This is a genomic window from Enterobacter sp. HMSC16D10 (assembly GCF_001807145.1).
Taxonomy (GTDB): domain Bacteria; phylum Pseudomonadota; class Gammaproteobacteria; order Enterobacterales; family Enterobacteriaceae; genus Enterobacter; species Enterobacter roggenkampii.
The window spans coordinates 127,341-147,986 of the sequence record NZ_KV787878.1 but is presented as its reverse complement, the minus strand read 5'-3'; the positions used below and the strand labels follow the sequence as shown (position 1 = coordinate 147,986).

At 60.0% G+C, this 20,646-nt stretch carries 12 protein-coding genes; 9 read left to right on the top strand and 3 right to left on the bottom strand.

Going from position 1 to position 20,646, the window contains the following annotated elements; all coding sequences use genetic code 11:
* Positions 1-11: 11 nt before the first annotated feature.
* The 3 genes from nirB to HMPREF3143_RS11580 are packed head-to-tail and all read left to right on the top strand — an operon-like array spanning position 12 to position 7,974.
* Positions 12-3,998, top strand: a complete 3,987-nt coding sequence (gene nirB / locus HMPREF3143_RS11590) for a nitrite reductase large subunit NirB (RefSeq protein ID WP_084832174.1) — start codon at positions 12-14, stop codon at positions 3,996-3,998.
* Positions 3,995-6,520: a nitrate reductase gene (locus HMPREF3143_RS11585; protein WP_070533103.1), complete on the top strand. Its 2,526-nt coding sequence runs from the start codon at positions 3,995-3,997 to the stop codon at positions 6,518-6,520. The genes nirB and HMPREF3143_RS11585 overlap by 4 nt, the downstream gene beginning before the upstream one ends.
* A 47-nt stretch (positions 6,521-6,567) precedes the next feature.
* The gene (locus HMPREF3143_RS11580) at positions 6,568-7,974 is read left to right on the top strand and encodes a YchO/YchP family invasin (protein ID WP_021240345.1); all 1,407 of its coding nucleotides are present in this window, start codon (positions 6,568-6,570) and stop codon (positions 7,972-7,974) included.
* A 3-nt stretch (positions 7,975-7,977) separates the two neighbouring features.
* Here the strand turns inward: HMPREF3143_RS11580 and narL are convergent, their stop codons facing one another.
* Positions 7,978-8,628, bottom strand: a complete 651-nt coding sequence (gene narL / locus HMPREF3143_RS11575; RefSeq protein ID WP_008499531.1) for a two-component system response regulator NarL — start codon at positions 8,626-8,628, stop codon at positions 7,978-7,980.
* Positions 8,621-10,417 carry a nitrate/nitrite two-component system sensor histidine kinase NarX gene (narX, locus tag HMPREF3143_RS11570; protein ID WP_021240344.1) on the bottom strand — a complete coding sequence of 599 codons (1,797 nt, stop codon included), beginning with the start codon at positions 10,415-10,417 and terminating at the stop codon, positions 8,621-8,623. Before narX ends, narL begins: the two co-directional genes overlap by 8 nt.
* 309 nt (positions 10,418-10,726) lie before the next feature.
* On the opposite strand from narX, the gene HMPREF3143_RS11565 reads away from it, so the two are divergent.
* The 5 genes from HMPREF3143_RS11565 (at position 10,727) to narI (ending at position 19,162) form a co-directional block, all read left to right on the top strand.
* Positions 10,727-12,124 carry a NarK family nitrate/nitrite MFS transporter gene (locus HMPREF3143_RS11565; protein ID WP_032652255.1) on the top strand — a complete coding sequence of 466 codons (1,398 nt, stop codon included), beginning with the start codon at positions 10,727-10,729 and terminating at the stop codon, positions 12,122-12,124.
* A 378-nt stretch (positions 12,125-12,502) separates the two neighbouring features.
* A complete protein-coding gene (locus HMPREF3143_RS11560; protein ID WP_032652253.1) occupies positions 12,503-16,246 on the top strand; it encodes a nitrate reductase subunit alpha in 3,744 nt (1,247 codons plus the stop codon).
* Entirely contained in the window at positions 16,243-17,778 is a 1,536-nt protein-coding gene (narH, locus tag HMPREF3143_RS11555; RefSeq protein WP_021240341.1) for a nitrate reductase subunit beta, read from the top strand. Before HMPREF3143_RS11560 ends, narH begins: the two co-directional genes overlap by 4 nt.
* A complete protein-coding gene (narJ, locus tag HMPREF3143_RS11550; RefSeq protein WP_070533101.1) occupies positions 17,775-18,485 on the top strand; it encodes a nitrate reductase molybdenum cofactor assembly chaperone in 711 nt (236 codons plus the stop codon). Before narH ends, narJ begins: the two co-directional genes overlap by 4 nt.
* A complete protein-coding gene (narI, locus tag HMPREF3143_RS11545) occupies positions 18,485-19,162 on the top strand; it encodes a respiratory nitrate reductase subunit gamma (RefSeq protein WP_021240339.1) in 678 nt (225 codons plus the stop codon). The genes narJ and narI overlap by 1 nt, the downstream gene beginning before the upstream one ends.
* Here the strand turns inward: narI and HMPREF3143_RS11540 are convergent.
* Positions 19,159-20,055, bottom strand: a complete 897-nt coding sequence (locus HMPREF3143_RS11540) for a DMT family transporter (protein WP_070533099.1) — start codon at positions 20,053-20,055, stop codon at positions 19,159-19,161. The two genes, narI and HMPREF3143_RS11540, sit on opposite strands and share 4 nt — an antisense overlap.
* A gap of 107 nt (positions 20,056-20,162) precedes the next feature.
* On the opposite strand from HMPREF3143_RS11540, the gene HMPREF3143_RS11535 reads away from it, so the two are divergent.
* A complete protein-coding gene (locus tag HMPREF3143_RS11535) occupies positions 20,163-20,606 on the top strand; it encodes an Lrp/AsnC family transcriptional regulator (RefSeq protein WP_021240337.1) in 444 nt (147 codons plus the stop codon).
* Positions 20,607-20,646 lie beyond the last annotated feature (40 nt).

Genomic DNA, 20,646 nt, shown 5'->3' with positions numbered 1-20,646 from the left:
AGGGGGCTTTGATGCGACTGGTCATTATCGGAAATGGCATGGCGGCCACGCGGCTGATTGCCTCGCTCACCGGGCGTGCTGCCGATCGTTTCACTATTACCGTCATCGGTGACGAGCCGGAGCATGCCTATAACCGCATCCAGCTTTCGCCGGTGCTGGGCGGTGAAAAAACGGCGGCGGGGATCTGTCTTCAGAATGACGACTGGTACCAGGAACGGGGCGTGACGGTGCTGCGGGGCGAAAAGGCGCTCGCCGTGAATGTGGACACGCGGGAAGTGCAAACCACCGCCCGCCCGCTGGGCTGGGATGCGCTGGTGTTTGCCACCGGATCAACGCCCTTTGTTCCGCCGATCCCCGGCTGCGATGCGCCGCATGTCTTCACGTTCCGTACCCTGGAGGATATCCGGGCCATTCGGGCGATCGCCGGTCCGACGGTAGTGCTGGGCGGCGGCGTGCTCGGGGTTGAGACGGCGGCAGCGCTGGCGCGCTCAGGGGACAACGTCACCCTTGTTCATCGCGGTCCGTGGCTGATGGAGCAGCAGCTGGATGAGAAGGCGGGCGTGCTGCTGGAAGAGGCGCTGGCGGCGCGGGGCGTGCGCTGTGAGCTCGCCTCTGGCATCGCGGCGATTGACGGGAATAGCGTGACGCTGCTGAACGGACGCAGCGTCACCGCCGCGCGCGTGGTGCTGGCGACGGGCGTGCAGCCCAACGTCGTGCTGGCGCAGGCCAGCGGCATTCGCTGCGCGCGCGGCATCGTGGTGGATCACCAGATGCAAACCTCCGTGCCGGACGTCTACGCCATTGGCGAGTGCTGTGAAATTGACGGCCAGACGTTTGGCCTGGTCGCCCCCTGTCTGGCGCAGGCGGATATCCTCGCCGCCCGGCTGGCCGGAGACGTCACCGCGCCGTTTGTTCTGACCGACAACGGCATGCGCCTCAAGGTGACCGGCGTGGAGCTGTTCAGCCTCGGTCGCGCGGCAGAGCAGGAGGCCGATGTGGTCTGGAGCGCATGGGATCCGCTGACCCGTCACTATCGTCGCTTACTGATCCATCAGGGGGCGCTGGCTGGCGTGCTGCTGATGGGGGACTGCCGCAGCGCGGCAACATTTACCGATTTACTGGCAACGGCTGCGCCCGCGCACGCGGACTGGCTGTTCGATCGTTTCACTACGCAACCGCAGGTTGCAGGACAGAACGCTATGACAAAACCTACTCTGGTGGTGGTTGGGCACGGTATGGTCGGCCATCATTTCCTCGAAGACTGCGTTAACCGCAATCTGCATCAGCAGTATCAGATCGTTGTCTTTGGCGAGGAGCGCTATGCCGCCTATGACCGCGTGCATCTGTCGGAATATTTTGGCGGCCGCAGCGCGGCGTCGCTTTCGCTGGTGGAGGGGGATTTCTTTGCCGACAACGGCATTGAGCTGCGCCTGTCGCAGCAGATTGTCGCTATCGATCGCGACGCGCGCGTGGTGCGTAGCGCCAGCGGGCATGAAACCCACTGGGACAAGCTGGTGCTGGCGACCGGCTCATACCCGTTCGTGCCGCCCGTGCCGGGAAACGATCTGCCGGGCTGTTTTGTCTACCGCACCCTTGACGACCTGGACAAGATTGCGGCGCACGCGGCGGGCTCACGCCGCGGTGTCGTGATTGGCGGCGGGCTGCTGGGGCTGGAGGCGGCGAATGCCCTGAAGCAGCTCGGGCTGGAAACTCACGTGGTGGAGTTTGCGCCCAATCTGATGGCGGTCCAGCTCGACAGCGACGGCGCGGCGATGCTGCGCAAGAAAATCGAGGCGCTTGGCGTCGGTGTGCATACCAGTAAAGCAACGACGGAGATCGCCGCCGCGGACGGCGGGCTGGTGCTGCGCTTTGCGGATGGAGAACAGCTTGAAACAGACATGGTGGTCTTTTCTGCCGGCATTCGTCCGCAGGACGCGCTGGCGCGCAGCAGCGGGCTGGCTATCGGCGAACGCGGCGGGATCGGCATTGACGACCGCTGTCAGACCTCCGATCCGGACGTGCTGGCCATTGGTGAATGCGCCCTGTGGGAAGGGAAAATCTTCGGGCTGGTCGCGCCCGGCTACCAGATGGCGCGGGTGGCCGCCGCCGCGCTGGCGGGAGAGGAGAAAACCTTCGCCGGCGCGGATATGAGCACCAAACTCAAGCTGCTGGGCGTGGACGTGGCCTCGTTCGGCGACGCTCACGGCCGCACGCCGGGGGCGCTGAGCTACCAGTGGACGCACGGCCCGCAGCAAATCTACAAGAAAATCGTGGTCAGCCACGACGGCAAAACGCTGCTCGGCGGCGTGCTGGTGGGTGATGCCAGCGAATACGCCGCGCTGGTACAGATGATGCTCAACGGGATAGCCCTGCCAAAAGAGCCGGAAACGCTGATATTACCCGCGTCGTCAGGCAGTGCGCCAAAAGCGCTCGGCGTGGCAGCGCTGCCGGAAAGCGCACAAATCTGTTCGTGTCATAACGTCAGCAAAGGCGATATCTGTCAGGCAGTAAGGGCGGGCGCAACGGATATCGGCGCGATTAAGCAGTGCACCAAAGCGGCGACCGGCTGCGGAGGATGTAGCGCACTGGTGAAGCAGGTGATGGAGTTCCAGCTGGCGGCGCAGGGCGTGGAGGTGAAAAAGGACATCTGCGAACACTTCCCGTACTCGCGTCAGGAGATTTACCACCTCGTGCGCGTCAACCATATCCGCACCTTTGACCAGCTCATTAGCCGCTACGGTCAGGGACACGGGTGCGAAATTTGTAAGCCACTGGTGGGGTCAGTGCTCGCCTCCTGCTGGAACGAGTATCTGCTGAAACCGTCACACCTGCCGCTGCAGGACACCAACGACCGCTACTTCGCCAATATCCAGAAGGACGGTACTTACTCCATCGTGCCGCGCATGCCTGCGGGGGAAGTGACCGCAGACGGGCTGATCGCCATCGGCCAGATTGCGAAACGCTACAGCCTGTACAGCAAAATCACCGGCGGCCAGCGTATCGACCTGTTTGGCGCCACGCTGGAACAGCTGCCGGAGATCTGGCAGGCGCTGGTGGAAGCCGGATTTGAAACCGGGCACGCCTACGGCAAATCCCTGCGAACGGTGAAATCCTGCGTCGGGTCGACCTGGTGTCGCTACGGCGTGCAGGACTCCACCGGCCTCGCGGTCAGGCTTGAGCACCGCTACAAAGGCCTGCGCGCACCGCACAAAATCAAAATGGCGGTCTCTGGGTGTACCCGCGAATGCGCCGAGGCGCAGAGTAAAGACGTGGGGGTGATTGCCACCGATAAGGGGTGGAACCTCTACCTGTGCGGCAACGGCGGCATGAAGCCGCGCCATGCGGATCTCTTCGCCAGCGATCTTGATGATGACACGCTGATCCGCACCGTAGACCGTTTCCTGATGTTCTACATCCGCACGGCGGATCGCCTGCAGCGCACCAGCACCTGGATGGACAACCTGGAAGGCGGTCTCGACTACCTGCGGGAGGTCATCCTCAACGACAGCCTGGGCATCGCCCACGAGCTGGAGCTGGAGATGGCGCGGGTGGTAGAGACGTATCAGTGCGAATGGCAAACCACGCTTAACGATCCGAACCGTCTGGCGCTGTTCCGCACGGCGGTGAACGACACCGCAGCGGATCAAGGTAAACGCTGGCAGGAAATCTGCGGCATCGACGATATCCCCGAGCAGGCGGGCATTGGCGCGCGGCTTGGGCGTAAGCCGATCGCGCTGTTCCGCTTTGGCAAAACCGTTTACGCCCTCGACGATCGGGAGCCTGGCAGCAGCGCGAACGTGCTTTCCCGCGGCATTCTTGGCGATGCGGCGGGGGAGCCGGTGGTGATCTCCCCGCTCTACAAGCAGCGTATCCGCCTGCGCGACGGCTGTCAGGTGGAGAACGGCGAACCCGCGGTGCGCGCCTGGCCGGTCAAAATTGAGAACGGCAAGGTGTGGGTCGGTAATGATGCCCTGGTAATGCGCGCGGAGGCCTCATGACGGAAATCCGGACAACGTGTCCCTACTGCGGGGTCGGCTGCGGCGTGGTCGCCCGCGTGGACGGTGAAACGGTCAGCGTTCGTGGGGATGAAACCCATCCTGCGAACTTTGGCCGCTTGTGCGTGAAAGGATCGGCCCTGGGGGAAACAATGGGGTTACAGGGGCGATTGCTGCGCCCCGTTGTTGACGGTGCTGAGGTGGCCTGGGCGCAGGCGCTGGGAGCGGCAAGCGAGCGCCTCCAGGACATTATCGACAAATGGGGGCCGCAGGCGGTGGCGTTTTACGCGTCTGGGCAATTGCTTACCGAGGATTATTACGCCGCCAATAAGCTGATGAAAGGGTTTATCGGCGCGGCGAACATTGATACCAACTCCCGGCTCTGCATGTCATCGGCGGTCGTTGGCTACAAGCGCGCCTTTGGTGAAGATGTCGTGCCGTGCAGCTACGAGGATGTGGAAAACAGCGATCTGGTGGTGCTGGTGGGCTCAAACGCGGCCTGGACGCATCCGGTGCTGTATCAGCGCCTGGTACAGGCAAAGCACAACAATCCGGAGATGAAAGTGGTGGTCATCGACCCGCGCAGAACCGCCTCCTGTGATATTGCTGACCTGCATCTGGCGCTCACTCCCGGCAGCGACGCCGGGCTGTTCGTCGGTCTGCTTAATGTCATTCAGGGAACGGACGCGTGGCCGATATCCCGCGTGGCGGCGTTTTGCGGCCTCTCGCCGCAGGATATTGGTACGTTTTACGACTGGTTTATGACGGTGCCCCGGGCCATCACGCTCTACACCATGGGAATCAACCAGTCCTCCAGCGGCAGCGACAAGTGCAGCGCCATCATTAACGTGCACCTTGCCAGCGGGAAATTTAACCGTCCGGGCTGCGGCCCGTTTTCGCTGACCGGACAGCCAAACGCGATGGGCGGAAGAGAGGTGGGTGGGCTGGCAAATCAGCTGGCGGCGCACATGAACTTTGAGCCGGACGATATCTCGCGGGTGGCGCGTTTCTGGGGAACGGAACGGCTGGCGCAGACGCCGGGCTTGATGGCGGTGGAGCTGTTTGACGCCATTGCCCGCGGCGAGGTGAAGGCGGTGTGGATCATGGGCACCAATCCTGCCGTGTCGCTGCCGGACAGCCACGCGGTGTGTCAGGCGCTGGGGCGCTGCCCGCTGGTCATTGTCTCTGAGGTGATGAATGATACCGACACCAGCCGGTTTGCCCATATTCGCTTTCCGGCGCTGGCCTGGGGAGAGAAGGACGGCACGGTAACCAATTCCGAGCGACGCATTTCGCGCCAGCGCGCGTTTCTGCCCGCGCCCGGTGAGGCAAAGCCGGACTGGTGGATCGTCGCGCAGGTGGCAAAGCAGCTGGGCTACGGCGAGGCCTTTGCCTGGCAACATCCGCACGAGATTTTTTGCGAGCATGCGGCGCTGACGGCCTTTGAAAATGACGGCGCGCGGGCGTTAAACCTTCATGACCTGGCTACGCTTACCCGTGAGGAGTGGGAGCGGCTTGAGCCCTGGCAGTGGCCTGGGGGGGATTTCCCGTGCCGCAACATTGTTCCCGTTAACCCTCTGTCGCACGGTGCGACGGTCAGCGCGTTATACCCGCTGATTCTCAACTCGGGGCGCATCCGCGATCAGTGGCATACCATGACGCGAACAGGATATGTGGCCAGACTGATGCAGCATATCGCCGAACCCTTTGTTGAGGTTTGCCCCGCAGACGCCGTTCGGTTTTCCCTGTGCGACGGCCAGCTGGCGCGCATCAGTTCGCCGCGCGGCGTCATGGTAGCAAGAGTGCGCATCAGCGACGCCCAGCGTGAAGGGAACGCTTTTGCCCCGATGCACTGGAACGCTGCGTTTGCCCGCCAGGGAAAGGTGAATGCGCTGGTGGAAGGGCGCTGCGATCCGGTTTCGGGCCAGCCGGAGAGTAAACAAACCGCCGTCAGAATCCAGCCCTGGCAGCCCGTCTGGCAGGGAGAACTCTATGCCCGCGAAGGGCTGGAAATGCCCTCTTCGGTTTACTGGTGGCGTAAAGCTTCACGCCTGACGGTGGCGTGCGATAAACCGCTGCTGTCGTGGGTAATGGAACACGCCAGCGGCCGGGGCTGGCAGCTGCAGGTTGCGCAGACCGGTGAACGCAGCAGCGTGCTGGCCTGGCATGAAGGCCAGCTTATGCTGGGTTTCTGGGAAGGTACCGCGTTACCGGCGCTGGCGCATACGGTGATTGAAGCCGCTTTTCATTCACCCCCCGTGCTGCCCGCAGAACGCCACGCCCTGTTGAACGGGCAGAGCGTCGGGAAGGCGATGGATCCGGGACGCATTATCTGCAGCTGTTTCAGCGTCGGGGAAGAGGCGATACGGGAGGCGATTGCCGGAGGGTGTGATTCCGTCACCGCGCTGGGGGCGAAGCTGCGCTGTGGTACGAACTGTGGTTCCTGCGTGCCGGAGCTGAAAGGGCTGTTTCAGGATAATCCTGAAATGTCCGCCATACCTGCATTTCAGGGCTTATCGCGTTAACATAATAAGAGTTTATTCATAAACACAGGTTCTTATTGACGACGTTGATGGCTGTATCGTCCCGCATTCGTTTGCTGTTTTTACTCCCCCTTCTTACGGCCGGAGCCGTTCACGGTGCGCCGAATTCCTTTATGCATCAGGCGCAGCACCCCTTTGATAATAATGGGGATAGTCTGCCCGATCTCGGCCTGGCGGCGCCAACGGGCGAAGGGGAGAAACACCTCGCCGAAATGGCGAAAGCCTTCGGTGAAGCCAGCATGACCGACAACGGGCTGACGACCGGCGAGCAGGCGCGTCAGTTTGCCTTTGGTCAGGTGCGCGACGCGGTAAGCGGGGAAGTGAACCAGCAGATTGAGTCCTGGCTGTCGCCCTGGGGAAACGCCAGCGTGAACGTGCTGGTGGATAACGACGGCAAATTTAACGGCAGCAGCGGGAGCTGGTTTATCCCGTGGAATGATACTAACCGTTACCTCAGCTGGAGCCAGCTTGGCCTGACGCAGCAGACGGATGGCCTGGTCAGTAACGCCGGAATCGGTCAGCGCTGGGTCGCGGGGAAATGGCTGCTGGGCTACAACACCTTTTACGATAATCTTCTCGATGAAAACCTGCAGCGTGCCGGGCTGGGCGCGGAAGCGTGGGGGGAAAATCTGCGCCTCTCAGCGAACTACTATCAGCCCTTTGCCGGATGGCGCGCGCGATCTGACGTTCAGGAGCAGCGCATGGCGCGCGGATATGACGTGACCGCTAAAGCCTGGTTGCCGTGGTTTCATCACCTGAACACCAGCGTCAGCGTTGAGCAGTACTTTGGCGATAACGTTGACCTTTTCAACAGTGGAACCGGGTACCACAATCCGGTTGCGGTCAATCTGGGGCTTAACTATACCCCCGTTCCGCTGGTCACGTTGACCGCCGGGCACAAGCAGGGCGAAAGCGGCGAGAGCCAGAATAACCTTGGGCTGAAGCTCAACTACCGCTTTGGCGTGCCGCTGGCTAAGCAGCTTTCCGCCGATGAGGTCGCCGCGACGCGATCCCTGCGCGGCAGCCGCTACGATTCACCGGAGCGCACTAGCCTGCCGGTGATGGAATTCCGCCAGCGTAAAACGCTGTCCGTCTGGCTGGCCACGCCGCCGTGGGATCTGAAAGGGGGCGAGACCGTTATGCTGAAGCTGCAGGTTCGCAGCACGCACGGCATCCGTCAGATCCACTGGCAGGGGGATACGCAGGCATTGAGCCTGACGTCGCCGGCCAAAAGTAACAGCGCAGACGGCTGGAGCGTGATTATACCTGCCTGGAATGAACAGGAAGGTGCGACAAACCGCTGGCACCTCTCGGCGGTGGTAGAAGATGAGAAAGGCCAGCGCGTCTCGTCCAATGAGATCACGCTTGCTGTGGTGCAGCCGCTGGTCGCATTGCCTGATGACGACCCGCGCTGGAAGCTGCTGCCGGAGGAGTAATCCTTAGAAAATGCGTTCCTGATGCACCCACACGGCGGCTTCAACGCGAGATTTTAACTTCATTTTCTTCAGCATATGCTTCACGTGCACTTTGACCGTGCTTTCGGTGATGTCCAGGCGGCGAGCGATCATTTTGTTCGGCAGGCCCTGGGCAATGAGCTTGAGAATGTCGCGCTCGCGCGGCGTGAGCTGGCTGACGTCACGGTCAGAGGTGGCGCGGTTGGCGCGCAGGCTGGCGGCCAGCACCGGCGTTAAGGCTTCGCTCAATACCATCTCGCCCGCCGCCGCCTGCTGCAGCGCCTTAAGCAGATCTTCCGGCTCCATGTCTTTCAGCAGATAGCCATCCGCCCCGCGCTTCAGCGCCGTGACCACATCCTCTTCATGGTTCGACACGCTAAAGACGACGATGCGTCCGGAAAGCGATTTTTCCCGCAGCTTGTCGAGGGTCTCCAGTCCGTTCATGCCCGGCATATTCAGATCGAGCAGGATCAGATCGGGATCGAGGGATTCGGCAAGCTCAATGCCCTGTTCGCCGTTGCTGGCTTCGCCCACCACGGTGATATCGGGCGCCATGCTGACCAGCTGTTTCACGCCAGTACGCAGCATCGGATGGTCGTCGATCAACAGGATGGATGCCGGTTCCTGATTAGTCATGGGTATCTCCTTGAGCAGTTGTAAGCGGTTTCTCGGGAATAAAGGTGACGACAACTTCCGTGCCGCCCGTCTCTCTCCGGCGAACCTGGCAATCACCGCGCAGGCTTTGGGCGCGGTCTCGCATAATGATTAAACCATAGTGGTTAGTGCGTTCGGCATTTTCCGGCACGCCGCGGCCGTTATCGTGAACCGTCAGTTTCACCTGATTGTCGTGCTGGCTGACGGTGACCGTGACCGCCGTTGCTTCAGCGTGTTTAAGCACGTTGCTCAGCGCTTCGCGGGCGATCTGCAGTAAATGTATGGCCTGATGGGAGGGGACAAAGCGCGGCGGCAGCTGGTAATCCAGCTTCACCGGGAACCCCAGCCGGGCGCTAAATTCGTGACAGCTGGATTCCAGCGCCGGGCGCAGGCCCGGCTCGGTTAGCTGCAGACGGAAGGTGGTCAGCAGCTCGCGCAGCTGCACCCAGGAGGTGTTCAGCTCGTTGCGGATCTGGCTGAGCAGCTGCTTGTTGCTGTCGGGCATCTCCGCATCCTGCATCTGCAGGCAGCTCACCTGCATTTTCATACAGGAAAGCGACTGGGCGATGGAGTCGTGCAGCTCGCGGGCGATGGTCGCGCGCTCTTCCATGACGATCAGCTGCTGCTGTTTTTCCTGATGCCTGTCGAGCGCCAGCGTGGCCGTCAGCTGTTCAACCAGCGTATCCACCAGCTGCTGCTGGTCGTGGCTCAGGTGGCGTCCGGTTGGCAGGGTGGCCAGCAGAATGCCGTACTGAGTGTGGCTGTCCGTCAGGCGCCACTTCAGGGTCGTGCCGCCGGAGGTCAGCGGCGGCAGGCCGCGAGGGCAAAGATGGCAGCCTTTGTCATCGCAGGACATATCGGACTGACAGGTAAATTCCTGGTGGTTCTCTTCGTCTTCCACATCGTAGACCCGCAGCTCCAGATCGCGCAGCAGGGTCAGCTTTTGCAGGCCGTTCAGCACCGGTGAGAGACGTTCACATAGCGGCACCTGCATGTGCAAGCGACGGTTGGCCTGCCAGAGGAAAGAGAGGATCTCGTTTTTCTGCTCCAGCCCGGCCGTTTTTTCCTGTACGCGCTGTTCCAGTACCGCGTAGCTCTCGGAGAGCTCTGCCGACATGGTATTGAGTGCCTGGCCGAGCATGGCCATCTCGTTGCGCCCGCTAATGTGCGTGCGCTGGGTAAAATCGCGTGCGGTGACCGCGCGGGCCATCGCCAGCAGCTGTTTCCAGGGATTCAGCAGACGCGCGCGGAGCCAGACGATGGTGAAGATCAGCAGCAGCCCCATAAACAGCGCCATGGCCCGGTGCACCATCACCACCCGGTCGATGCGTAATTCGGTCGTCTGGTCGAACGCGGAGACCAGCGCGTCAATGCGGGAGACAAACCCCGCCACGTCCTGGGCAACGGCTTCTGTACTGCGCGCCTGTTTCAGGCCCGGCTGCAGCTGGGTGTGCCAGTACCCCTGAAGGGCGTTCAACTGGGATTGCTGACCGGCACGGATGGCGGCATTTTCCAGCTCGGGGCTGAACGCCGTGCGCTCCATTTCATCGATTAAAGGCCGATCGTCCTGCGTCAGCGGAACCGCCGCCAGCAGACGGTAACTCTGCATGCGTAGCGAGCCTGCCTCGTTGATGGCATGCGCATTACCCTGTACCCCTTGTACCAGCCAGCCGGAGATCGCCATGCCGGTCACGCCGATGGCGGTGGACAGCAAAACAATCAGGGCGAGCTGATTCACGAGCGTTAGCGGAGATAAGCATCTTTTTAACATAGAGTGGGCGTGCTCCTGACGTGGCCTGCTTGCAGGAATGGCGCTATTCTGGTGCATACCCTGGAGTATACCCATACCAATAAAGGATTACCCCTAAATTGCCAACGGAGTAGGGGGAAAGAGGTGGGCGCTGCAGGGAACCGTCAGTGCCGTGAAAAACCACGTCTTTTTTACCGAATTAGCCTACTCACTAAGGATGAGGCCTTATTTTACACCGCAAATCCTCCCACTTTTCCTTTGATTTATATCAACTTACCGCCGCCCTAAAACCCTAATGTTTGCAGCATCATTCGAGAATCAGAGGTGTCTATGAGTCACTCATCCGCTCCCGAAAGGGAAAATGGTGCCGTTATTACTGACTGGCGTCCAGAGGATCCGGCGTTCTGGCAACAGCGCGGCCATCGTGTAGCAAGCCGGAATCTGTGGATTTCCGTGCCGTGCTTGTTGTTAGCGTTTTGCGTGTGGATGTTGTTTAGCGCGGTGGCGGTAAACCTGCCCAAAGTCGGGTTTACGTTCACAACCGATCAGCTGTTTATGCTGACCGCGCTGCCGTCGCTGTCAGGCGCGCTGCTGCGCGTCCCTTACGCGTTTATGGTGCCGGTCTTCGGCGGCCGTCGCTGGACGGCGTTCAGTACGGGCATCATGATCGTCCCTTGCGTGTGGCTCGGCTTTGCGGTGCAGGATACCTCCACGCCGTTCAGCGTGTTCGTGATTATCTCCCTGCTGTGCGGCTTTGCCGGGGCGAACTTCGCCTCCAGCATGGCGAACATCAGCTTCTTCTTCCCGAAAGCAAAGCAGGGCGGCGCGCTGGGGATTAACGGCGGTCTGGGCAATATGGGCGTGAGCGTGATGCAGCTGATCGCTCCCCTGGCGATCTCGGTCTCCATTTTTGCAGCCTTTGGCGGCGGTGGCGTTGAGCAGGCGGATGGTTCTTCCCTCTATCTGCAAAACGCAGCCTGGATCTGGGTGCCGTTCCTCGTGGTCTTTACCCTTGCAGCCTGGTTCTTTATGAATGACCTGTCCGCGTCGAAGGCGTCGCTGAGCGAACAGCTGCCGGTGCTGAAGCGTGGACACCTCTGGGTGATGGCGCTGCTGTATCTGGCGACCTTCGGTTCGTTTATCGGCTTCTCGGCGGGCTTCGCGATGCTGTCGAAAACGCAGTTCCCGGACGTGCAGATCCTGCAATTCGCCTTCTTCGGCCCGTTTATTGGCGCCCTGGCGCGTTCGCTGGGCGGCATGATCTCCGACCGTCTGGGCGGGACCCGCGTGACGCTGGTTAACTTCGTCGTGATGGCAGTCTTCTGTGCGCTGCTGTTCCTGACGCTGCCTGCTGACGGACAGGGCGGGAGCTTCATCGCCTTCTTCGGCGTGTTTATGGTGCTGTTCCTGACGGCCGGGCTGGGGAGTGCGTCTACCTTCCAGATGATCTCCGTGATCTTCCGTAAGCTGACGATGGACCGCGTGAAGGCGCAGGGCGGAAGCGAAGAGCAGGCGATGCGTGAAGCGGCAACGGATACAGCTGCAGCACTGGGCTTTATCTCTGCGATTGGCGCAATTGGCGGCTTCTTTATTCCGAAAGCGTTCGGCATCTCACTGGATCTGACCGGCTCTCCGGCGGGTGCAATGAAGGTCTTCCTCATCTTCTATATCGCCTGCGTTGTGATTACGTGGCTGGTATATGGCCGTAATACCAAAAAAAATAAGTAAGTGTGATTATCCGTTTACGCGGCCTTCGGGCCGCGTTTTTTTTGGCCAAAATAGTTACAACATACTGAAAACCCTGCTGAGGAAATCCGCAGGCAACACTGTGATTGCCATCGCTTTCCAGGACGCCCTACCCCTTAATACCTGAGATGTTAAATTTTGCCTGGTCTTTTGTAGGATGAAATTGAAATGACTTTATATTTCATATAGATATGAAATTTATAAAGATACCGCTTTGGTGGTATTCGGTGTAATCCCTCGCCTGAAAGTCCCTCGTCGTCTTGATCGTTATCAATTCTCCCTCTCTTTCAGGGCGTTACCTTCGCTGCAAATCAGCAATGTCGATTTAGAGAGCCACAGGCTCCATACAGGAGATACCCGATGAGCAAGTTTTTGGACCGGTTTCGCTACTTCAAGCAGAAGGGCGAAACGTTTGCCGATGGGCACGGCCAGGTTCTGGATACCAACCGGGACTGGGAAGACGGTTACCGCCAGCGCTGGCAGCATGACAAAGTCGTCCGTTCTACCCACGGCGTAAACTGCACTGGCTCATGTAGCTGGAAGATTTTCGTTAAAAACGGTCTGGTGACCTGGGAAATGCAGCAGACCGACTATCCGCGCACCCGTCCGGATATGCCGAACCATGAACCGCGCGGCTGCCCGCGCGGCGCCAGCTACTCCTGGTATCTCTACAGCGCCAACCGTCTCAAATACCCGCTGATGCGTAAACGCCTGATGAAAATGTGGCGTGAAGCGAAAGTGCAGCACAGCGATCCGGTTGATGCGTGGGCATCCATCATCGAGGACGCCGACAAAGCGAAAAGCTTCAAGCAGGCGCGCGGTCGCGGTGGTTTCGTTCGCTCTTCCTGGAAAGAGGTGAACGAGCTGATTGCGGCCTCCAACGTCTACACCGTGAAAACCTACGGTCCTGACCGCGTGGCAGGCTTCTCGCCAATCCCGGCGATGTCGATGGTCTCTTACGCTTCCGGCGCGCGCTATCTCTCCTTAATCGGCGGTACCTGCCTGAGCTTCTACGACTGGTACTGCGACCTGCCGCCGGCGTCTCCACAGACCTGGGGCGAACAGACCGACGTGCCGGAGTCCGCCGACTGGTACAACTCCAGCTACATTATCGCCTGGGGCTCAAACGTGCCGCAGACCCGTACGCCGGACGCGCACTTCTTTACCGAAGTCCGTTACAAAGGCACCAAAACCGTGGCGGTGACCCCGGACTACGCCGAAATCGCCAAGCTGTGTGACCTGTGGCTGGCACCGAAACAGGGGACCGATGCCGCGATGGCGATGGCGATGGGCCACGTCATGCTGCGCGAGTTCCACCTGGATAAACCAAGCCAGTACTTCACCGACTACGTCCGTCGCTACACCGACATGCCGATGCTGGTTATGCTCGAAGAACGTGACGGTTACTATGCCGCTGGCCGCACGCTGCGCGCTGCCGATCTGGTAGATGCCTTGGGTCAGGAAAATAATCCTGAGTGGAAAACCGTCGCGTATAACAGCAACGGCGAGCTGGTGGCGCCAAACGGCTCTATCGGCTTCCGCTGGGGCGAGAAGGGCAAGTGGAACCTTGAGCAGCGTAACGGCACGACCGGCGAAGAGACGGAACTGCGTCTGAGCATGCTGGGTAGCCAGGACGAGATTGCTGATGTGGGCTTCCCGTACTTTGGCGGCGAAGGTTCCGAGCACTTCAACAAGGTTGAGCTGAAAAACGTGCTGATGCACAAGCTGCCGGTGAAACGCCTGCAGCTGGCCGACGGGACTACCGCGCTGGTCACCACCGTCTATGACCTGACCATGGCGAACTACGGCCTGGAACGCGGTCTGGGTGATGAAAACTGCGCAACCGGCTATGACGACGTGAAGGCTTATACCCCGGCATGGGCGGAGCAGATCACCGGCGTTCCACGCGCGCAGATCGTGCGTATCGCCCGAGAGTTTGCGGAAAACGCCGATAAGACCCACGGTCGTTCCATGATCATCGTCGGTGCGGGTCTTAACCACTGGTATCACCTCGATATGAACTACCGTGGTCTGATCAACATGCTGATCTTCTGCGGCTGCGTCGGCCAGAGCGGCGGCGGCTGGGCGCACTACGTGGGTCAGGAAAAACTGCGTCCGCAGACCGGCTGGCAGCCGCTGGCGTTTGCCCTTGACTGGCAGCGTCCGGCACGCCACATGAACAGCACCTCCTACTTCTATAACCACTCCAGCCAGTGGCGCTACGAGACGGTCACCGCGCAGGAGCTGCTGTCGCCGATGGCGGATAAATCCCGCTACAGCGGCCATCTGATTGACTTCAACGTGCGCGCCGAGCGTATGGGCTGGCTGCCGTCTGCGCCGCAGCTGGGCACGAACCCGCTGCGCATTGCACAAGAGGCGAAGAAAGCGGGCATGTCACCGGTGGATTACACCGTGCAATCCCTGAAGGATGGCTCAATCCGCTTCGCGGCAGAACAGCCGGAAAACGGTAAAAACCACCCGCGCAACCTGTTCATCTGGCGCTCCAACCTGCTGGGCTCGTCCGGTAAAGGCCACGAGTACATGCTGAAGTACCTGCTCGGTACCGAAAACGGTATCCAGGGGAAAGATCTCGGCAAGCAGGGCGGCGTGAAGCCGGAAGAGGTGGAGTGGAAAGACAACGGTCTCGACGGCAAGCTGGATCTGGTGGTGACCCTCGACTTCCGTCTGTCCAGCACCTGCCTGTACTCCGACATCGTGCTGCCTACCGCCACCTGGTACGAAAAAGACGACATGAATACCTCGGATATGCATCCGTTTATTCATCCGCTGTCTGCGGCCGTTGACCCGGCGTGGGAATCGAAAAGCGACTGGGAAATCTACAAAGACATCGCGAAGACCTTCTCCGAAGTCTGCGTGGGGCACCTCGGCAAAGAGACCGACGTGGTAACGCTGCCCATCCAGCACGACTCCGCTGCCGAACTGGCGCAGCCGCTGGACGTGAAGGACTGGAAAAAAGGTGAATGTGACCTGATCCCGGGCGTGACCGCACCGCACATCATTCCGGTTGAACGTGACTACCCGGCAACCTACGAGCGCTTTACCTCTATCGGCCCGCTGATGGAGAAAATCGGCAACGGCGGGAAAGGGATCGCCTGGAACACCCAGAGCGAAATGGATCTGCTGCGCAAGCTCAACTACACCAAAGCGGACGGCCCGGCGAAAGGCCAGCCCATGCTGAACACGGCGATTGATGCGGCAGAGATGATCCTGACCCTGGCCCCGGAAACCAACGGCCACGTCGCGGTGAAGGCCTGGGCGGCGCTGAGCGCGTTCACCGGTCGCGACCATACGCATCTGGCGACGAATAAAGAGGAAGAGAAAATCCGCTTCCGCGATATTCAGGCCCAGCCGCGCAAGATTATCTCCAGCCCGACCTGGTCAGGTCTGGAAGACGAGCATGTGTCCTATAACGCGGGCTACACCAACGTTCACGAGCTGATCCCATGGCGCACCCTGTCCGGCCGCCAGTCGCTGTATCAGGATCACCAGTGGATGCGCGACTTCGGTGAAAGCCTGCTGGTGTACCGTCCGCCTATCGACACCCGCTCCGTGAAAGCGGTGATGGGCGCGAAATCGAACGGTAACCCGGAGAAGGCGCTGAACTTCCTGACGCCGCACCAGAAGTGGGGGATCCACTCCACCTACAGCGACAACCTGCTGATGCTGACCCTGTCGCGCGGCGGTCCGATTGTCTGGATGAGCGAAACGGATGCCAAAGATCTGGGTATAGAAGATAACGACTGGATTGAAGTGTTCAACAGCAACGGCGCCCTGACGGCGCGTGCGGTGGTGAGCCAGCGCGTACCGGCCGGGATGACCATGATGTACCACGCGCAGGAACGTATCGTTAACCTGCCCGGTTCAGAGATCACCGAGCAGCGCGGCGGGATCCACAACTCCGTGACCCGCATTACGCCGAAGCCGACCCACATGATCGGTGGCTATGCGCAGCTGGCCTATGGCTTTAACTACTACGGCACCGTAGGATCGAACCGCGATGAGTTCGTGGTGGTACGTAAGATGAAGAATATTAACTGGTTAGACGGCGAAGGTAATGACCAGGTACAGGAGAGCGTAAAATGAAAATTCGTTCACAAGTCGGCATGGTGCTGAATCTGGATAAATGCATCGGCTGCCATACCTGCTCGGTCACCTGTAAAAACGTCTGGACCAGCCGCGAAGGTATGGAATACGCCTGGTTCAACAACGTGGAAAGCAAGCCGGGCACCGGCTTCCCGACCGACTGGGAAAACCAGGAGAAGTGGAAGGGCGGCTGGATCCGCAAAATCAACGGCAAGCTGCAGCCGCGCATGGGTAACCGCGCTTGGCTTCTGGGAAAAATCTTTGCTAACCCGCACCTGCCGGGCATCGAGGATTACTACGAGCCGTTTGACTACGACTACCAGAATCTGCACAACGCGCCGGAAGGTAAACACCAGCCGATCGCCCGTCCCCGCTCGCTGATCACCGGTCAGCGCATGGACAAAATTACCAGCGGTCCAAACTGGGAGGAGATTCTGGGCGGCGAGTTCGAAAAACGCGCCAAAGACCAGAACTTTGAGAACATGCAGAAGGCGATGTACGGCCAGTTCGAAAACACCTTCATGATGTATCTGCCGCGCCTGTGCGAGCACTGCCTTAACCCGGCGTGCGTGGCGACCTGCCCGAGCGGCGCCATCTACAAGCGTGAAGAAGACGGCATCGTGCTGATCGACCAGGACAAGTGCCGCGGCTGGCGCATGTGCATCACCGGCTGCCCGTACAAAAAGATCTACTTCAACTGGAAGAGCGGCAAGTCCGAGAAGTGCATCTTCTGCTACCCGCGTATCGAAGCCGGTATGCCGACCGTCTGTTCCGAAAGCTGCGTAGGCCGTATTCGCTACCTCGGCGTGCTGCTGTACGACGCGGACGCGATTGAAAACGCCGCGAGCACCGAGAACGAGAAGGATCTGTATCAGCGTCAGCTGGATGTCTTCCTCGACCCGAACGATCCGAAGGTGATTGAGCAGGCGCTGAAGGACGGCATTCCGCAGAGCGTGATTGACGCCGCGCAGCAGTCTCCGGTGTACAAAATGGCGATGGACTGGAAGCTGGCCCTGCCGCTGCATCCGGAATACCGCACGCTGCCGATGGTCTGGTACGTGCCGCCGCTGTCGCCGATTCAGTCTGCCGCTGACGCGGGTGAGCTGGGCAGCAACGGCATTCTGCCGGACGTGGAGAGTCTGCGTATCCCGGTACAGTACCTGGCCAACCTGCTGACCGCAGGGGATACCCAGCCCGTACTGCTGGCGCTGAAGCGTATGCTGGCGATGCGCCACTTCAAGCGTGCCGAAACCGTGGACGGCGTAACCGACACCCGCGCGCTGGAAGAGGTCGGTCTGACCGAAGCGCAGGCGCAGGAAATGTACCGCTATCTGGCGATTGCCAACTACGAAGACCGTTTCGTGGTGCCGAGCAGCCACCGTGAGCTGGCCCGCGAGGCCTTCCCGGAGAAAAACGGCTGTGGCTTTACCTTTGGCGACGGCTGCCACGGGTCAGACAGCAAATTCAACCTGTTCAACAGCCGCCGCATCGACGCCATGGATGTGACCAGTAAAACGGAGCCGCACTCATGATTGAACTCGTCATTATTTCGCGTCTGCTCGAGTACCCGGATGCTGCGCTGGCGCAGCACCAGCAGGAACTTTTTGATGCGCTTGCGGCATCTGAAAACCTGGATAAAGAAGATGCCCAGAAGCTGGGCGTTTTCCTCCGTGACCTGCTGGCGCGCGATCTTCTTGATGCGCAGGCGGACTACAGTCAGCTGTTTGATCGGGGGCGTGCGACCTCGCTGCTGCTGTTCGAACACGTTCACGGTGAATCCCGCGACCGCGGTCAGGCGATGGTTGACCTGATGGCACAGTACGAGCAGCACGGCCTGCAGCTCGACAGCCGCGAGCTGCCGGATCACCTGCCGCTCTATCTGGAATATCTGGCGCAGCTGCCAAAAGAAGAGGCGCTGGGCGGTCTGCAGGACATCGCGCCGATCCTGGCGCTGCTCGGCGCGCGTCTTCAGCAGCGTGAGAGCCGCTACGCGGTGCTGTTCGATCTGCTGGTGAAGCTCGCCAACGCCTCTGTCGACAGTGAAAAAGTGGCGGAGAAAATCGCCGATGAGGCCCGTGACGATACGCCACAGGCGCTGGATGCAGTCTGGGAAGAAGAGCAGGTCAAATTCTTTGCTGACCAGAACTGCGGCGAGTCTGAAATCGCTGCTCACCAGCGCCGTTTTGCCGGCGCGGTTGCCCCGCAATATTTGAATATCTCTAACGGAGGACGGCACTAATGCACTTCCTGAATATGTTCTTCTTTGACATTTACCCGTACATCGCGGGCACCGTGTTCCTGGTGGGAAGCTGGCTGCGTTACGATTATGGCCAGTATACCTGGCGTGCCGCCTCCAGCCAGATGCTGGACCGCAAGGGGATGCACGTCGCGTCTAACCTGTTCCACATCGGGATTCTGGGCATTTTTGCCGGTCACTTCCTCGGGATGCTGACGCCGCACTGGATGTATGAAGCGTGGCTGCCGATTGAGGTGAAGCAGAAGATGGCGATGATCGCGGGCGGTGCCTGCGGCGTGATGACCCTTGTTGGCGGCCTGCTGCTGCTCAAGCGTCGTCTGTTCAGCCCGCGCGTGCGTGCCACCACAACCGCAGCGGATATCCTGATCCTCTCCCTGCTGATGGTACAGTGCGCGCTGGGTCTGCTGACCATTCCGTTCTCGGCGCAGCATATGGACGGAAGCGAAATGATGAAGCTGGTCGGCTGGGCGCAGTCCGTGGTGACCTTCCACGGCGGAGCATCTGAGCACCTGGACGGCGTGGCGTTTATCTTCCGCGTTCACCTGGTGCTGGGGATGACGCTGTTTGTGCTGTTCCCGTTCTCCCGCCTGGTCCACATCTGGAGCGCGCCGGTGGAGTACCTGACGCGCAAATACCAGATTGTACGCGCCCGTCGCTAATTCGCCGTTTTGATACTAACCCCGCACTCGCGGGGTTTTTTTTCGCCCCAGCCCAGGTTGTTGCCTGCGGCAGCAAACAGGATCAGCGCGCCGCCCGCCAGCTGCGTCAGGTTAAGCGCGTGTCCGAACACCAGATTATCGACAACAATTGCCACCACCGGATAGATAAACGACAGGGAGCCGGTGATGGGCGTAGGCAGCTTCTGAATTGCGCTGTAGAGCAGCTGGTACATAATGCCGGTATGGACAATGCCGAGCGTCAGCAGCATCGGCCAGGGGAAATCACCGGAAAATGACGGCAGGCTGGCAAACGGCAAAAGCATCACGACGCCGGTCAGCACCTGGATAAAGGCAATATGCTGCGGTGCGATTGTTTTCAGTTTGCGCGCAATGATTGCCGTCAGCGCGTAGAAGAAGGCCGCGGCCATGGCCAAACCTATTCCGGTGAGCCATTCGCTGCCATGCGCGCCGGTCAGCTCGCTGGAGAGCAGGATCACCACGCCGCCAAAGGCGAGGAATAGCCAGCCCCATTTCACCAGGCTGACGCGTTCGCCCAGAAACATCCCCATCAAGACCAGCATAAAAGGCTGGGTGTTATAGACCACGGTTGAAAGACCAATTGAGATGCGCTCATAGGCCGCGAAGAGCAGCAGCCAGTTCACCACGAGCGCCACGCCGCCAAGAATAGCCAGCAGCAGCGTGTTGCGGGTGAGGGGGCTGAAGGGCTTTTGACTGACCCGGATAAAAATAAAAAGCGCCATAGCCCCGATAAGACAGCGCCAGAACACCACTTCCGTCACCGGCAGACCGGAGAGCAAAACAAACGCGCCGATAGAGCCGGAAATTAACATCGCCAGACTCATTTGCCAGACGCCTTTATGGAAATCACGCATCATCCACCTCCTGATTAATGACGCTATTGTCGAAAATCGCTGTCGGGTTTTACAGGGGTGAGATAAGGTTGAAAAGGTAAATGACTTTTTAAAATTAGGTGAAAAGAATGGAATGCCTTATCGATGATATCGACCGACAAATTTTAGCCTGCCTGGTTGAGGATGCGCGCATGTCGTTGAAGGTGCTCAGCGGCCGCATCGGTCTGACGTCCCCCAGTACGGCAGAGCGCCTGAAGCGGCTGGAAGAGCGCGGTGTGATTCAGGGTTATGGTGCACGGGTGAATCTGGCGGCGCTGGGGTATACGCTGCAGGCGCTGGTGCGCGTACGGCCGTTGCCAGGGCTGTTGCATAAGGTGGATAAGTATATTCAGGCGATGCCGGAGTGTATTGAGAGCGACAAAGTCACCGGGGAGGACTGCTTCGTCATCAGGCTGGTGGTGCGGTCAATCGAACAGCTTGATGCGCTGCTGGACGGCCTGGCGGAACATGCCCAGTGTAATACGTCGATTGTGAAGAGTTCGCCGGTCAGGCGTCGCTTGCCTCCGATGTAGGTTTCTGTCGCCGGGTGGCGGCTGCGCCTTACCCGGCCTA

Excerpts from the sequence above, each read along its gene's own strand:
- nirB (WP_084832174.1), top strand. The coding sequence starts at position 12 with ATGCGACTGGTCATTATCGGAAATGGCATGGCGGCCACGCGGCTGATT.
- HMPREF3143_RS11585 (WP_070533103.1), top strand. The coding sequence starts at position 3,995 with ATGACGGAAATCCGGACAACGTGTCCCTACTGCGGGGTCGGCTGCGGC.
- HMPREF3143_RS11580 (WP_021240345.1), top strand. The coding sequence starts at position 6,568 with ATGGCTGTATCGTCCCGCATTCGTTTGCTGTTTTTACTCCCCCTTCTT.
- narL (WP_008499531.1), bottom strand. The coding sequence starts at position 8,628 with ATGACTAATCAGGAACCGGCATCCATCCTGTTGATCGACGACCATCCG.
- narX (WP_021240344.1), bottom strand. The coding sequence starts at position 10,417 with ATGTTAAAAAGATGCTTATCTCCGCTAACGCTCGTGAATCAGCTCGCC.
- HMPREF3143_RS11565 (WP_032652255.1), top strand. The coding sequence starts at position 10,727 with ATGAGTCACTCATCCGCTCCCGAAAGGGAAAATGGTGCCGTTATTACT.
- HMPREF3143_RS11560 (WP_032652253.1), top strand. The coding sequence starts at position 12,503 with ATGAGCAAGTTTTTGGACCGGTTTCGCTACTTCAAGCAGAAGGGCGAA.
- narH (WP_021240341.1), top strand. The coding sequence starts at position 16,243 with ATGAAAATTCGTTCACAAGTCGGCATGGTGCTGAATCTGGATAAATGC.
- narJ (WP_070533101.1), top strand. The coding sequence starts at position 17,775 with ATGATTGAACTCGTCATTATTTCGCGTCTGCTCGAGTACCCGGATGCT.
- narI (WP_021240339.1), top strand. The coding sequence starts at position 18,485 with ATGCACTTCCTGAATATGTTCTTCTTTGACATTTACCCGTACATCGCG.
- HMPREF3143_RS11540 (WP_070533099.1), bottom strand. The coding sequence starts at position 20,055 with ATGCGTGATTTCCATAAAGGCGTCTGGCAAATGAGTCTGGCGATGTTA.
- HMPREF3143_RS11535 (WP_021240337.1), top strand. The coding sequence starts at position 20,163 with ATGGAATGCCTTATCGATGATATCGACCGACAAATTTTAGCCTGCCTG.